17 protein-coding genes are annotated in these 12941 nt (G+C 57.0%); 11 read left to right on the forward strand and 6 right to left on the reverse strand.

Going from position 1 to position 12941, the window contains the following annotated elements:
• The first annotated feature begins 8 nt into the window (after positions 1-8).
• From rpsP to trmD, 6 genes are read left to right on the forward strand one after another with little or no spacing between them, the layout of a single operon-like run.
• Positions 9-398, forward strand: coding sequence for a 30S ribosomal protein S16 (gene rpsP / locus DHN12_RS17385; RefSeq protein ID WP_108861320.1), 390 nt, complete (start codon positions 9-11; stop codon positions 396-398).
• A 12-nt stretch (positions 399-410) separates the two neighbouring features.
• Positions 411-1046 (forward strand): 5,6-dimethylbenzimidazole synthase, encoded by a 636-nt coding sequence (gene bluB / locus DHN12_RS17390; protein WP_108861321.1) that lies wholly within the window; start codon positions 411-413, stop codon positions 1044-1046.
• A 6-nt stretch (positions 1047-1052) separates the two neighbouring features.
• A complete protein-coding gene (locus tag DHN12_RS24650) occupies positions 1053-1202 on the forward strand; it encodes a hypothetical protein (protein ID WP_199520026.1) in 150 nt (49 codons plus the stop codon).
• Complete coding sequence (gene rimM / locus DHN12_RS17395; RefSeq protein WP_108861322.1) at positions 1195-1698, forward strand: ribosome maturation factor RimM; 504 nt, start codon at positions 1195-1197, stop codon at positions 1696-1698. The genes DHN12_RS24650 and rimM overlap by 8 nt, the downstream gene beginning before the upstream one ends.
• Positions 1698-2513 (forward strand): hypothetical protein, encoded by an 816-nt coding sequence (locus DHN12_RS17400; protein WP_108861323.1) that lies wholly within the window; start codon positions 1698-1700, stop codon positions 2511-2513. The genes rimM and DHN12_RS17400 overlap by 1 nt, the downstream gene beginning before the upstream one ends.
• On the forward strand, positions 2510-3313 hold the full coding sequence (gene trmD / locus DHN12_RS17405) for a tRNA (guanosine(37)-N1)-methyltransferase TrmD (protein WP_199913526.1): 804 nt from the start codon (positions 2510-2512) through the stop codon (positions 3311-3313). Before DHN12_RS17400 ends, trmD begins: the two co-directional genes overlap by 4 nt.
• On the opposite strand, the gene DHN12_RS17410 is transcribed toward trmD, so the two are convergent.
• Positions 3310-4110: a GH25 family lysozyme gene (locus DHN12_RS17410; protein ID WP_108861324.1), complete on the reverse strand. Its 801-nt coding sequence runs from the start codon at positions 4108-4110 to the stop codon at positions 3310-3312. The genes trmD and DHN12_RS17410 overlap by 4 nt on opposite strands.
• A 45-nt stretch (positions 4111-4155) precedes the next feature.
• On the opposite strand from DHN12_RS17410, the gene DHN12_RS24480 reads away from it, so the two are divergent.
• The 3 genes from DHN12_RS24480 (at position 4156) to rpmE (ending at position 5105) form a co-directional block, all read left to right on the forward strand.
• The gene (locus DHN12_RS24480) at positions 4156-4329 is read left to right on the forward strand and encodes a hypothetical protein (RefSeq protein WP_159090052.1); all 174 of its coding nucleotides are present in this window, start codon (positions 4156-4158) and stop codon (positions 4327-4329) included.
• Between the two features lie 159 nt (positions 4330-4488).
• Positions 4489-4872 (forward strand): 50S ribosomal protein L19, encoded by a 384-nt coding sequence (rplS, locus tag DHN12_RS17415; protein WP_058273331.1) that lies wholly within the window; start codon positions 4489-4491, stop codon positions 4870-4872.
• 11 nt (positions 4873-4883) lie between these two features.
• Entirely contained in the window at positions 4884-5105 is a 222-nt protein-coding gene (gene rpmE, locus DHN12_RS17420; protein ID WP_010437577.1) for a 50S ribosomal protein L31, read from the forward strand.
• 79 nt (positions 5106-5184) lie between these two features.
• On the opposite strand, the gene DHN12_RS17425 is transcribed toward rpmE, so the two are convergent.
• From DHN12_RS17425 to DHN12_RS17435, 3 genes are all read right to left on the reverse strand, one after another.
• Positions 5185-5649, reverse strand: a complete 465-nt coding sequence (locus DHN12_RS17425; RefSeq protein WP_108861325.1) for an N-acetyltransferase — start codon at positions 5647-5649, stop codon at positions 5185-5187.
• A 59-nt stretch (positions 5650-5708) separates the two neighbouring features.
• Positions 5709-7304, reverse strand: a complete 1596-nt coding sequence (locus DHN12_RS17430) for an MFS transporter (RefSeq protein WP_108861326.1) — start codon at positions 7302-7304, stop codon at positions 5709-5711.
• Between the two features lie 81 nt (positions 7305-7385).
• Positions 7386-8273 carry an AEC family transporter gene (locus tag DHN12_RS17435; RefSeq protein ID WP_108861327.1) on the reverse strand — a complete coding sequence of 296 codons (888 nt, stop codon included), beginning with the start codon at positions 8271-8273 and terminating at the stop codon, positions 7386-7388.
• 217 nt (positions 8274-8490) lie between these two features.
• On the opposite strand from DHN12_RS17435, the gene DHN12_RS17440 reads away from it, so the two are divergent.
• Both DHN12_RS17440 and DHN12_RS17445 read left to right on the forward strand, forming a co-directional pair.
• On the forward strand, positions 8491-9300 hold the full coding sequence (locus tag DHN12_RS17440) for a division plane positioning ATPase MipZ (RefSeq protein WP_058273335.1): 810 nt from the start codon (positions 8491-8493) through the stop codon (positions 9298-9300).
• A gap of 321 nt (positions 9301-9621) precedes the next feature.
• Positions 9622-11088, forward strand: coding sequence for a uracil-xanthine permease family protein (locus tag DHN12_RS17445; RefSeq protein WP_108861328.1), 1467 nt, complete (start codon positions 9622-9624; stop codon positions 11086-11088).
• 77 nt (positions 11089-11165) lie between these two features.
• On the opposite strand, the gene DHN12_RS17450 is transcribed toward DHN12_RS17445, so the two are convergent.
• Positions 11166-12410, reverse strand: a complete 1245-nt coding sequence (locus tag DHN12_RS17450) for an adenylate/guanylate cyclase domain-containing protein (RefSeq protein WP_108861389.1) — start codon at positions 12408-12410, stop codon at positions 11166-11168.
• A 60-nt stretch (positions 12411-12470) separates the two neighbouring features.
• Positions 12471-12923 carry a MarR family winged helix-turn-helix transcriptional regulator gene (locus DHN12_RS17455; protein ID WP_108861329.1) on the reverse strand — a complete coding sequence of 151 codons (453 nt, stop codon included), beginning with the start codon at positions 12921-12923 and terminating at the stop codon, positions 12471-12473.
• Positions 12924-12941 lie beyond the last annotated feature (18 nt).

Genomic DNA, 12941 nt, shown 5'->3' on the forward strand with positions numbered 1-12941 from the left:
ATACCACCATGGCAATGAAAATTCGTCTCGCCCGCGGCGGCTCGAAAAAGCGTCCTTTCTATCGCATCGTGGCTGCTGACAGCCGCATGCCGCGCGACGGCCGTTTCATCGAGAAACTGGGCACCTACAACCCGCTGCTGCCGAAAGACAGCGAAGAGCGCGTGAAAATGAACATGGAGCGCATTCAGTACTGGCTGGATCAGGGCGCACAACCCACCGACCGTATTGCACGCATGCTGGAAGCTGTAGGCACCCTTAACAAGGCCGAGCGCAACAACCCCAACAAGGGTACCCCGGGCAAGAAAGCTCAGGAACGCGCAGAAGAGAAAGCTGCAAAGGTTGCTGAAGCCGCCGAGGCAGCTGCTGCTCCGGCTGAAGAAGCAGCGGCAGAAGAGTAAGCAGGACAGCGCGTGCAGGATCAGGATTTCACCGACGATTTTCGCACGCAGTTTGAACTGCTGATGCGGCTCCGGCGCGATGTGCGCCGGTTTCGCTCCGATCCCATGGACGAGGCGGTGCTGACGCGCTGCCTCGACACATTTCGCCTGGCCCCTTCGGTGGGCCTGAGCGAACCTTGGCGCGTCATCCGCGTCGAAAGCGAAGCGGCGCGTGCCGCCGCGCTGGAAAATTTCCAACACGCCAATGAAAAGGCCCTTGCAGGCTATTCGGGCGACAAGGCGCTGAAATACAGCCGCCTGAAGCTGTCCGGCATGCAGGAAGCGCCTGTTCAGCTGGCTGTGTTCTCTGATGAGACGACCAACAAAGGTCTGGGGCTGGGCGCGGGCACGATGCCCGAGATGCGCCGCTATTCCGTGGTCGCCGCGATCACCTTGTTCTGGCTCGCTTTGCGGGCCGAGGGATTGGGTCTGGGCTGGGTCTCAATCCTTGATCCAGAACAGATGAAACGCGATCTGGCTGTGCCTGACGATTGGTCTCTGGTCGGCTACTACTGCGTGGGCTGGCCGGAAGAAATGTCTGAAAGACCCGAACTTGAGCGTGCCGGCTGGGAACAGCGCAGCGCCCGATTGCATATCGAAACGCGGTAAAGCCAGATGTTCGGACTGATACGACTTCCCATCCTGTTGCTGATCGCTTTTATTGTGGGCGTGTTCTTTGAGCGCAATAACCAACGCGAGGCATGTGCCCCGCTTGGAGACTGGCAGGACGGATTATGTGTAACCACGGAAGAGCCAAATGACTGATCTGATCTGCGTGGGCAGCGTTGCGGGGTCTTACGGCGTGCGCGGCGAAGTGCGGCTAAAAAGTTTTTGCGCCATCCCTGAGGATATCGAGACCTATTCGCCCTTAACTGACGAAGACGGCAAGGAACGCTATCCGCTGGTGCTGACCCGCCCAATCAAAAACGGCTTTGCGGCGCGTCTGGGTGGGATCGAGACCAAGGAACAGGCAGACGCTATCAACGGCCTCCGCCTGTTCGCGCGGCGTGATCAGCTGCCATCATTGCCTGATGATGAATTCTATCACACCGACCTGATCGAGCTTGAGGTCTATGACACCGGCGGTACGCTGCTGGGTCGCGTGAAGTCGGTGCAAAACCACGGCGCTGCAGATCTGCTGGAACTTCACGGGCCGGGGCTGAAAGGCACCGTTTTGCTGCCCTTCACGCTTGAGGTTGTTCCGACCGTGGATCTGGACAAAGGTCGCATCATCGCAGACCCGCCCGAGGGCCTGATCTGATGCGACGCGTTCTGCTGCATCTGGGGCTGCACAAGACCGGAACCACCGCAGCACAATCGTTTCTGTATGAAAACCGCGAGTTGATCTGGCCACATTTCGCGCTGTTGCTGCCTTACAAGACGCGCAAATTTGGGCTGTCAGGTGCCGCGACCCGACATTCCATCTATGGAACCGTAGGAACGCTGTCCGAGTTCAGCTCGCAGACCCGAGAGTATCTGGCCACGCGAAACTTCGGCACGAAACGCGGCCTGATCGTCAGCGAAGAGAATTTCAGCGGCCTGCGACCCAGCCGCAATATCGAACAGGGATATGCTGCCGCACCGGATCTGGCCGCTTGTCTGGTGGACGCCGTCCGCGATCGGTTCGAGGATCAGGAGGTCGATATAACGATCTACCTATCCCTGCGCCAGCGCGGAGCGTGGTTGCGCAGCCTTTGGGCGCACGATCTTCAGAGAACCCGCGAGGTCCAGGATTTCGAAACCTTCCGCACGAACATGGATCACCTGCCTCCGCTAGAGGAAACGGTTTCGGATATTCGCAAGAAACTGCCGTCGGTCACCGTGACCGAAGAGTGGCTGGAAGAGACGCATTTGCGACGCTTTGGTCCCGGTACGCCATTTGCCGAATTCCTGAACTTGCCTCGGGAAAAAGCGCAGCTTTTAGTGCCGCCCACAAAGTCCAACAGCAGGCTGCCGGAAAGCGTGCTAGCCGAATTGCTGACGCTGAACCGATCCCATCTGGACGAAGCGGAACTGACCCGGCAAAAAGCGCTGGTAGTAGAGCGGGCAAAGAACGCGATGGTCGGCACAATATGATAGACAAGCCAAGCAAATCTCATGGACGCAAGGCAATCCGACCCACGCTGAAGCCTCGTGAATTGATGACTCCAACACCTGATCTGCACGGGGTCTGGAAGGCAAAAATCATCACCCTGTTCCCTTCCGCCTTTCCCGGCGTTCTCGGCGAAAGCTTGACGGGCAAAGCCTTGCAAGAAGGGTTGTGGCAATTAGAGACCGTGGATCTGCGCCAGTTCGGCGTTGGCAAGCATCGCAATCTCGATGACACGCCGGCTGGCGGCGGCGCGGGTATGGTGTTGCGCGCAGACGTGCTGGGTGAGGCAATCGAACACACAATGGCTGGCGTGCAGGGCAACTGGCCATTGATCTACCTCAGCCCGCGCGGTCGCCGCATGGATCAACGTATGATGCAAAACCTCGCACGCTGCGACGGCATGACCTTGCTCTGCGGTCGGTTCGAAGGCGTCGATGAACGCGTGTTGGAACATTACGGCGTTCAGGAAGTCAGCCTTGGGGATTTCGTGATGACCGGAGGTGAGATTGCGGCCCAGGCGCTGATTGACTCAACTGTGCGGTTGATTCCCGGCGTATTGGGCAACCAGGCCTCAGCCGAAGACGAAAGCTTTTCCTCGGGTCTTTTAGAGCACCCGCAATACACCCGACCCGCAGATTGGAAAGGCCGCCCGATCCCCGACATTCTGATGTCTGGTCATCACGGGCGCATTGCCGAATGGCGGCACCAGATGTCTGAAGAGATCACCCGCAAGCGACGCCCTGATCTGTGGGAACGTTATCAGAAAACGCGCAAAGACGATTAACCGCCGGCCTTCCACCGCGCCCATATCTCGGGCGGACCATTGAACGTGTTGATATCCACCTTGCCCTGAACACCGGGGACCAGCCCCGTGCCCGTATACTGCCAAAATCGCCACGCGGCCTTGGGGTAAACGTTGCGCGGGTGCCCGGCGACCGACCGCAGCCAGAATTCCGTCTTGGGCAGGCGTGCGATATCGGTATCACCGTAGAAATCCACGGTCGTATAGACGATCGGGCGGCGGCCATAGTGGCTTTCCAGGATATCAAGGAACCGCTTCGCCTCGGACCGGACGGTGGCACCGTCGGGTCTGATTGTGCATGTCTTGGAATGTGGCGTCCATTCCATATCCAGCACGTGCGGCAGGTCGGCACCTCGGGGCACGTTCTCGATGAACCATTTCGCCTGCTCATGCGCTGGTCGGCAGAAATAGTAGTAGTGATAAGCCCCCCAGGGAACGCCCGCGGCTTGCGCGCCTCGCCGGTGGTCGTCGAACAAAGGATCGGCCACGTCGCCCCCCTCGGTCGCCTTGATGAATACGAAACTGACACCGGATGACTTGGCCCTGCGCCAGTCAATCGGACCCTGCCACCGCGAAACATCGAGCCCGTGAACCGGATAATGCCCCGGGTGCCGGCCTTCCCACTCGTGCGGCTTGGCATCCCCAAAGCTTGGAAAAATGACCGAGGGCGACGTGGTGCTCAGAAATGCCTTAGCTTCGACCTGTTGGGGCGGAGGGCTGCTGCGACCGCAGGACAGGGTCGCGAAGGCCAAAACAGCCAGCATCAATGCTGTGCGCATGGTATGTTCCTGTTCCAAATTTCTGCTCTTATAATTCCCTCTAGAATGCCTGATCTGCCTGACAAGGCAACGATGTTGTTGGCCGGTGGCGAAATCTTACCATCTGGCCCTGACCATTCTTGCGATTCAGGCTTGATCCCTGCCCACAAAGCCCGTAAAGCAGCGCAATCCGGTGCCGCGACCTGCGACTCCGGTGTTTTGGTTTGCATCATGGCGTGACGCCCGGCTTTCTTCGGCCACGGCGCGGCAGGGCGAACCGGACCAAAGGAATATTCGATCTGACCTCTGGCGGGCTGTACGCAGGACCCGGTGAAGACCAAGAGCTCTCAGGCCGTGCTCAACTTCGTGGACCAACCACGAGCAGATAGGAGAAATGCGATGGACCTGATCGCACAGCTTGAGGCGGAACAGATTGCCGCCCTGGGGAAAGACATCCCCGATTTCAAAGCCGGGGACACCATCCGTGTCGGCTTTAAAGTGACCGAAGGGTCGCGCACCCGTGTACAGAACTACGAAGGCGTCTGCATCGCCCGCAAAGGCGGCAACACCATCGCCGGTGCGTTCACCGTTCGCAAAATTTCGTTTGGCGAAGGTGTGGAGCGTGTGTTCCCGCTGTATTCGACCAACATCGACAGCATCACCGTTGTCCGCCGTGGCCGCGTCCGTCGCGCCAAACTGTACTATCTGCGCTCGCGCCGTGGTAAATCCGCGCGTATCGCAGAAGTCACCAACTACAAGCCCAAGGCTGGCGCCGAAGCGTAAGGAACGGAAAGATGAAAAAAGACATCCATCCCGATTATCACGTCATCGACGTCAAAATGACCGATGGCACCGTAGTTCAGATGAAATCCACCTGGGGCGCCGAAGGCGATCAGTTGGCTCTGGAAATCGACCCCTCTGTGCACCCTGCATGGACCGGTGGTTCGTCGCGCCTGTTGGACGCCGGCGGCCGTGTGTCGAAGTTCAAGAAGAAATACGAAGGTCTGGGCTTCTAAGCCAGACCCGTTTGAGATGCGAAAGGCCGCCCACCGGGGCGGCCTTTTTTGTGCGTAGAACGTTGCCAAAAATAAGTGGCTAAGCCAGCCGCATGATCAACTCGACCTCACCATCGACAAGCCGGCCAGTCGGCGCAAACCCGAACGATTGATAAAGCGGCAGCGCACTGCCAGGTTCGTCGACGACGCTGATCACCAGGTTAGAGCGACCCTTTTTCAAAGCCACGGATTTCGCAAAATCCAATGCGGCTATTCCATAGCCCCGGCCCTGACGAGATCTATCGACCATCAGCCGCCAGATATAGACGCCATCCGGGTCATCCTCGTCATCCAATTCTGCATCGGGATGTGCCATGTCGATAATGGCAAGCAATCCCACCGCATCGCCGCCATCCCAAATGCCATAGATTTCTGACCCCGGTTCGAAAATCGACTGCGCCATCGTCATTAGATTTGTCGCGACAAACCCTGCCTGATTTTCGCGCACAGACAATGCCGCCAAAGGGCGCAAGGTTTTTTGAGAGAGTAATGCAAACTCAACCATGGAGACCTAATATCACAGCCGGATTTCCAGTAGAAGAATTGCCAACAGTTGAAGCAAACTCAACTCTTCGCACGCGTCAGCTCGGCTGCGCTGTGTACGGGCGGAACCGGGCCCCGAAGCAACATCAGCGCCAAAGCCATCCCGACTAGAGCCGCCACCGCAGCAACAAGCATCGCGCTGTCGAAGGCGTTGTCCTGCAAGTCCCTAAGGGCCTTAGCTAAAGCGCTGCTAGTTTCAGGATCCATTTTAGCGATCAGTTGTTGGATTTGGCTCGGCGTCCCATGGGTTAGGGCATGGGCCAGATCTTCTCGCTGGGCGGACCCGGCGGGCAAAGCACTCATGACCTCGGAAATACCTCTGCGGGTCGTTATTGCTTCGGCCAAACCTCCGACCACGGCGCCCAGTGTCGCGCCAAAATATAGGCAGGCGTTAATCACCCCGGATCCCTGCCCCACATGCTCTTCTGGCAACACGCGCAGACCGAGCCGGGGTAAAAGTGAAAAACAGATACCTAATCCAATGCCGACGATCATCAGCTTCCACCAGATCTCGGCATATAGGGTGGAGTTCGAAGTTGTCATCAACAGCAAGAACCCACAGGCCATCGCCCCCAAGCCGATCACGATAGGCCATTGAAAGCTGTAGGGCGCCAGAAACCGGGGTGCGGTGACCGAGATCACGAACATGCTGAGGCTAAGCGGCATGATCGCCAAACCTGCGCCGATGGGCGAATAGCCGAAGGCATCCGGGGATTGAACGAACGTGTTGAAGTACACAAAGAAACAGAACAGCGTGAAGCCGGTGAAGAACATGCCAACGGCGGCCATGAAATAACGCGGATGCTTGAAGTATCGCAGTTCGATCAACGGATCGTCGCTGCGGCGGGACACGATAACAAGGATGATTGTCGCAACCGCCGCAACACCCAGCGGCATCAATGTTATCGGCGTTGCCCACCCGCTACTTTCCCCATTGCTGAGCGCAAAGGACAGCGGGCCAAGGAACAACAGCAACGCAAAAGCGCCCGGATAATCAAACTTCGCCCCGGCCTGACGCGTGTCCGGCACGTACCCACGTCGGCTGACATGCAGCCCAATCAGGAAGGCGAACACCAGCAACACCAAATCGGTCGCAAACACCGCGCGCCAGCTTATATAGTGGGCAAAGGCACCGCCGACGATCGGCCCGACACCAATGGCAAGACCGACAATTGCGCCCCATGCGCCGGTAACACCGGCGCGCTGTTCTTCTGGTGTGGCGGCGGTGAGCAATGACAGAGATGTTCCAAACAAGGCCGCAGCACCCGCACCCTGCGCCCCGCGCCCAAACAGAAGCATCGCGCCGTCTTGCGCAAACAGGACCGAGGCGGACCCAATTCCGAAGACAATCATACCAGCGAAGAACACGCCCATCTTGCCGGTGATATCGCCCAACCGGCTGACTATTGTGACCAGCGTGGCGCTGGCCACTGTATAGGTTGCCATCACCCATTGCAGACCGGATGGCGTCAAATCGAACTCAGCCTTGAGGTTCGGCAGGATGGTCGCAACAGCCGTTGTGTTAAACCCAACAACCATCATACAGATAGCCGTCATCGCCAGCACAACGCGGGCACCCCCCTCATGCGATGGGTCAGAAGGCGTCTTGTCGGTCATAATTCCACCCGAAAACTCATTGTTCTTAAAAGCAATTAATCAGCAGTTTAGCGATTTTTGTCGCTGCGCATAGGGTCGGCTTTAGATCCAGTAAGACAGAGCCACCGGCAGGACGATGATCGTGGCCAGCGTCGACACAAGAATGAAACCAGCAACATCCGGCCCGTATTCCGGCACATGCTGGTCAATGAACAGGTAAGTCGCAACCGAGGACGGCATCAGGCAACACAGGATCACCGCGCCGCGCTCAGCCCCGGTGAAACCAAAAACCCATACCAAAGCGCTGGCGATTGCAATCGCCATGACCAGATGCAGAACGGTCAACAGCACCGCCCGGCCCAGGCTTTTGATCCGCAACGTTGCCAGCGTATGGCCCAATGTCAGCAGCATCAGTGGGATCGAGAGCCCCCCAAGAATGTCGAAGGATTTTGCCAGCGGTTGAGGCAAGCTTGATCCGCTCGCCATAAGGATCAGGGATAGGATCACTGCATAAATGATCGGGGACGTGACGAGCTTTCTGGGCGAAAACTCCCCCGACGGGATCCACATGCCGACGGTGAAAATGCTGATCAGCACCACCACGACAAATCCCATTGTATAGGCCATTCCCGCATCACCCAACGCAAGCAAGGCGATAGGCAACCCGATATTGCCCACGTTCCCATGCATAAGCGGCGTCAAAAAGGCCCGAACCGGCAGACGCATGGTTTTAAGTGCCAGAAATCCCAAAACTCCGAACCCCGCAATGGCCAGCGCTGCGGCCGTCATGACGTCCAGAAAGGTGCCTACCGCGATCTTGGTTGTGGACAGGTGCGAGATGATCAGCGTCGGGTACCCAACGCGCGAAACGATCCCACCGATAACTTTGTTGTCGAACGGTGCCTTGATCGCGGCAAGAGCATAGCCGATTCCGGCGCAGATCAGCACCGGCAGAACCACGTTCAAAACGTTCAAAAACAGATGGTCCAACCGGTTCCCCTATTGCAAAACCCTGATTTTAACTGTGAAACAGCCTATTCGCTTTGGCAAGCGCGGGTCCTAACCGACCCAGCCGGTTGAGTTTTCCAAATTAGAGCCTGATATTGCTCTGCGCGGGCGCTTGGGGTTCTTCCCTTCCCGGCCTCCACAACATATAGTGGTCGGTAACAACGTGTGGTTAAGCACGGCGGGACGTGGGAATACAAGCATGGCACATATTATCGTAGTGGGGAACGAGAAGGGCGGCGCGGGCAAATCGACCGTGTCGATGCATGTAGCGACCGCACTGGCGCGATTGGGTCACAAGGTCAGCACACTGGACCTTGATCTTCGACAGCGCAGCCTTGGTCGATACTTCGAGAACCGCGGCAATTTTCTGAAAAACGCGGACCTGACCCTGCCCGGCCCCCGCCATCATGACCTGCCCGAGATTGATGCGTCCAAACTGAAGCCCGGCGAGAATATCTATGATCACCGCTTGTCCGCCGCGGTGTCCGAACTGGAAAGCGACAGCGATTTCATCCTGATCGATTGTCCCGGATCGCACACCCGCCTAAGTCAGGTGGCACATTCGCTGGCCGATACGCTGATCACGCCGCTGAATGACAGCTTTATCGACTTTGACCTGCTGGCACGGATCGACTCGAAGGGTGAAAAAATCCTGGGCCCGTCAGTCTATTCAGAAATGGTGTGGAACGCGCGCCAACTGCGCGCGCAGGCGGGACTAAAGCCCATCGACTGGGTGGTTGTCCGCAACCGCGTCGGCACCCAGCGCATGGTCAACAAGGAAAAGATGCAGCGCGCGATTGAGATGCTGTCCCAGCGCATCGGCTTCCGCGTCGCCTCGGGTTTCTCCGAGCGGGTGATTTTCCGCGAGCTTTTCCCACGCGGCCTGACCTTGCTGGACCTCAAGGATATCGGGGTCAAACAGCTGAACATTTCGAACATCGCTGCACGGCAAGAGCTGCGCGACATGATGAAAGAGCTTAACCTGCCGGGCGTTGAGATCGACTTCTAACGGCCACGTTTGGACGTTCCAGCCCCAGCGCTACTATACCTCGCTAAAATCGTAGATCGGGTGCGCCCCTGCCCTTTTGGGCAATGAGTTTTGACAATACCGGCAGCCTGACGCTTCAGCGTCGCGTTAAGGCTGACTCTGGATCGCCATTGGTTTCTTTATCAAAAATACAACCATCCAAAACACCTTTTTGGTATTTTTGATAATCCCAGCTATCTGCTTGATCTAATAATAGACAACTTTGAATGGATCAGGATGTGAATTCCACACCAGGCTATCAAAGGACAGGACGCCAAAACGCGCGTTTACGGGAGGACAGCCATGACCGATTCATCCATTGGGACGCCGGAGCAACTTCGGGATCCAAACTATTTTCCAGCCATTTATCGGGCCGTACCGCTGGGGATACAGCACGTGCTTGCAATGTTCGTGTCGAACGTTACTCCGGCGATTATCGTTGCCGGCGCGGCGGGTTTTGGCTTTGGCTCAAACAGCCCGGACTTTCCCGAGTTGCTGTATCTGATCCAGATGTCGATGCTTTTTGCTGGCGTTGCCACGCTGTTGCAAACGGTAACACTTGGCCCGGTTGGCGCAGCGCTTCCGATCGTACAGGGCACATCCTTTGCCTTCATTCCGATCATGATCCCTCTGGTTGCCGGAAAAGGCGTGGACGGTCTTGCCGCCCTGTTCGGGGGCGTGATCATCGGCGGATTGTTTCACGCCCTGTTGGGCACGGTAATCGGCAGGATACGCTTTGCACTACCGCCCTTGGTCACCGGATTGGTTGTGACGATGATTGGTCTTGCGCTGGTAAAGGTCGGCATCGAATACGCAGCCGGAGGCGTGCCAGCCAAGGCTTCAGGTGCAGAAAGCTATGGCTCATTGTCCAGCTGGACACCTGCGCTGATCGTTGTGTTTGTCACCTTGGGGCTGAAGTTTTTCGCGCGTGGCATGCTTTCCGTATCGGCTGTCCTGGTCGGTATTTTGGTGGGCTATGTTTATTGCCTCCTGGTTGGGAAGCTGCCCGTTGAAGTGATCTCAGGCTCGTGGGAACGCTCGGCGGCTTTCGCACTGCCGCAGCCTTTCAAATACGGCTTCGAGTTCTCGTTCGCCGCAGTAATCGGTTTCTGCCTCATGGCCTTTGTGTCCGCTGTCGAAACGGTCGGCGATGTCTCGGGGATCACCAAAGGTGGCGCAGGTCGTGAGGCCACCGACAAAGAGATACAGGGCGCCACATATGCTGACGGTTTCGGCTCTGCCATTGCTGGTGTCTTTGGCGGGTTCCCGAATACCTCGTTCAGCCAGAATGTCGGTCTGATCGCTATGACCGGTGTCATGAGCCGCCACGTAGTCACCATTGGTGCCATTTTCCTGATTGTGTGCGGTCTGGTGCCCAAGGTCGGCGGATTGATCCGAACGGTTCCGATCGAAGTGCTGGGCGGCGGCGTCATAGTCATGTTCGGCATGGTTGTCGCCGCAGGCGTATCCATGTTGTCGGATGTTGTATGGAACCGTCGCAACATGGTGATCTTTGCGGTTTCGCTTTCGATTGGTTTGGGGCTTCAACTCGAAGTCATGAACGTGGCACCCGGATCGGCAAATGCGCTGCAGCACCTGCCCGACACCCTGCGCGTCCTGGGCGCGTCAGGCATCCTTCCAGCGGCGTTTATCGCTATTGTGCTTAACCTGATCCTGCCAGAGACACTCGCTGATGAGGCGACAGAAGAAGTCTCTGGGGGTATGGCCGGCCACGGGCGCGGCGCGTTGGTTAAGGACGATCACGTCTGAGCCAGAAACCATTGCTTGGGCCTGTTCACAAATGGATAGGCCCAAGCCGCAGTTAATTTCGGCCACGAAACGCAAACTCAATCCCGTGCGTCATTCACTTTGTAAACCGTAAACAGTTCTTTCGGTTCCGGCACTCCACGCAGCATATAGCGACCGACAGAGACCAGTTCTGACGCGGCAGGTCGTGCAGCCTTTGCCACATCGTCCGAGATCAGGATCCGTTGCCCCAGCGACCGGTGCATTCCGGCAATCCGCGCGGTCTGGTTGACGGTCGGGCCGATGACGGTGAAGTCTAGGCGGTTCTCAGAGCCGATATTGCCGTACAGAATCTCACCTGCATGCAGCGCCAGCGTATAGTTCGACACGGGCAGGCCATCGGCGGAACGTTGCGCGTTCAGTTTCGCCATCGATGTCTCCAATTCGGCGACGGCCGCCAGTGCCGCACGCGCGTCCGCATCGATCTCGCCCACATCGAACATGGCCATTAGCCCGTCGCCCATGAACTTGAGGATGCTTCCATCGCATTTGTGGACCACGTCTATCGCAGCGGCCAGATACTCGTTTAGCATCTCAATAAGGGCATCACCCGGCAGCTCTTCGGACAGGCTGGTGAACCCCTCAAGGTCAAAGTTCCAGATCACTGCATCGATCTGCTGAAGCGACCCGCGCCTGATCTCGCCGGACAAAACGCGCCGACCGGCATCACGACCCAGATAGACGCGCATAAGGTCCTTTGATATCCGCTGGTTGTTTGCAGATTTCAAAGCCAATCCGAGATGCGGCAGGGCTGTATTGATCAACGCCAGATCGCTGTCCTTGAAACCCTCGGGCGCGTTTGACGTCCAGGACAACAATACACCGTTCACCGCCTTTTTGGCGTCCTTCGGCTGATTATGAGTCGGAATGTCAAAGGACACACCCGTCGCGTAATATTCAGTGGCGCCATGTTCGCGCAGTTCATTCAGCAAGGGAAATCGGCTTGGTTCGTTCTGATCCACCAACCGTTCGTGCACAACGCTTTCGCCTTCGTTCAGAACAGAAAACAGAGGGCTAGCTCGCCATTGATCGCTGGGTTGTTCAGAGTATTCGAACTTTTGATATTCCCCGCCCTTGCCGTAATACCAGCTATAGCCGGTTCCGCCATAAATCGGGTGCAGGGTCGATTGGGCCACGTGAAATCGCATTAGCGGAACGCCCAGTTCCACCAGGCGATTGCAGTACTCCTCCAGCAGTTCTTCTTTTTCGACACCCTCAAGTCCGCGCGCCACCAGCCAGTTGATCAGATCGCTTGATTTTGCCGTATCGGCATCCAAGGTCGTCATGTTTTGTCCCATTTTTGTTCTGGGCTTCATCTGGGAATTGAGGCAGTAAATTACCAGTGGTCAATTCATATGCGCCAGACGCCGAAGCATTTTGCGCAACAGTTCTGCTTCGTCCCGGGAAAACAGGCCGGCAAGCTTTGAATCATAGGCCTCGGCCACCAGGCGCAAATCCCTGTAAACCGTCTGACCTGCGGATGTCAGCGTCAATTGTTCAACCCGGCGGTCGGATGTGTCGCGATTACGGGCTAAGTATCGGCGCTGTTCCAATTTCGAAACTGCACGGCTGACCTTGGTTTTGTGAATTTTGGCGCGCTCACCTATTTCTTTCGCAGTCATCTCGCCGTAATTTCCCAGATGAAACAAGACGCGCCATTCGGTGCGAAGCATTCCGTAACGGTCCTTATAGACCTGCTGAAACTCCAGCGAACTTTCTTCGGCTGCACGGTTCAGCAGATACGGCAGGAATTCCTGCAGATCAAAGTCATCTTTTTTGGCAGATTTGTCCTGAGTCATGCTTGTTAGTTACAAAAT

Origin of the sequence: Ruegeria sp. Alg231-54, assembly GCF_900143525.1 — a bacterium.
In the GTDB taxonomy this organism is placed as follows: domain Bacteria; phylum Pseudomonadota; class Alphaproteobacteria; order Rhodobacterales; family Rhodobacteraceae; genus Ruegeria.

What these genes read in the sequence shown, in the direction of transcription:
- rpsP (WP_108861320.1), top strand. Translation starts at nt 9, where the DNA reads ATGGCAATGAAAATTCGTCTCGCCCGCGGCGGCTCGAAAAAGCGTCCT.
- DHN12_RS24650 (WP_199520026.1), top strand. Translation starts at nt 1,053, where the DNA reads ATGTTCGGACTGATACGACTTCCCATCCTGTTGCTGATCGCTTTTATT.
- rimM (WP_108861322.1), top strand. Translation starts at nt 1,195, where the DNA reads ATGACTGATCTGATCTGCGTGGGCAGCGTTGCGGGGTCTTACGGCGTG.
- DHN12_RS17400 (WP_108861323.1), top strand. Translation starts at nt 1,698, where the DNA reads ATGCGACGCGTTCTGCTGCATCTGGGGCTGCACAAGACCGGAACCACC.
- trmD (WP_199913526.1), top strand. Translation starts at nt 2,510, where the DNA reads ATGATAGACAAGCCAAGCAAATCTCATGGACGCAAGGCAATCCGACCC.
- DHN12_RS17410 (WP_108861324.1), bottom strand. Translation starts at nt 4,110, where the DNA reads ATGCGCACAGCATTGATGCTGGCTGTTTTGGCCTTCGCGACCCTGTCC.
- DHN12_RS24480 (WP_159090052.1), top strand. Translation starts at nt 4,156, where the DNA reads ATGCCTGATCTGCCTGACAAGGCAACGATGTTGTTGGCCGGTGGCGAA.
- rplS (WP_058273331.1), top strand. Translation starts at nt 4,489, where the DNA reads ATGGACCTGATCGCACAGCTTGAGGCGGAACAGATTGCCGCCCTGGGG.
- rpmE (WP_010437577.1), top strand. Translation starts at nt 4,884, where the DNA reads ATGAAAAAAGACATCCATCCCGATTATCACGTCATCGACGTCAAAATG.
- DHN12_RS17425 (WP_108861325.1), bottom strand. Translation starts at nt 5,649, where the DNA reads ATGGTTGAGTTTGCATTACTCTCTCAAAAAACCTTGCGCCCTTTGGCG.
- DHN12_RS17430 (WP_108861326.1), bottom strand. Translation starts at nt 7,304, where the DNA reads ATGACCGACAAGACGCCTTCTGACCCATCGCATGAGGGGGGTGCCCGC.
- DHN12_RS17440 (WP_058273335.1), top strand. Translation starts at nt 8,491, where the DNA reads ATGGCACATATTATCGTAGTGGGGAACGAGAAGGGCGGCGCGGGCAAA.
- DHN12_RS17445 (WP_108861328.1), top strand. Translation starts at nt 9,622, where the DNA reads ATGACCGATTCATCCATTGGGACGCCGGAGCAACTTCGGGATCCAAAC.
- DHN12_RS17450 (WP_108861389.1), bottom strand. Translation starts at nt 12,410, where the DNA reads ATGACGACCTTGGATGCCGATACGGCAAAATCAAGCGATCTGATCAAC.
- DHN12_RS17455 (WP_108861329.1), bottom strand. Translation starts at nt 12,923, where the DNA reads ATGACTCAGGACAAATCTGCCAAAAAAGATGACTTTGATCTGCAGGAA.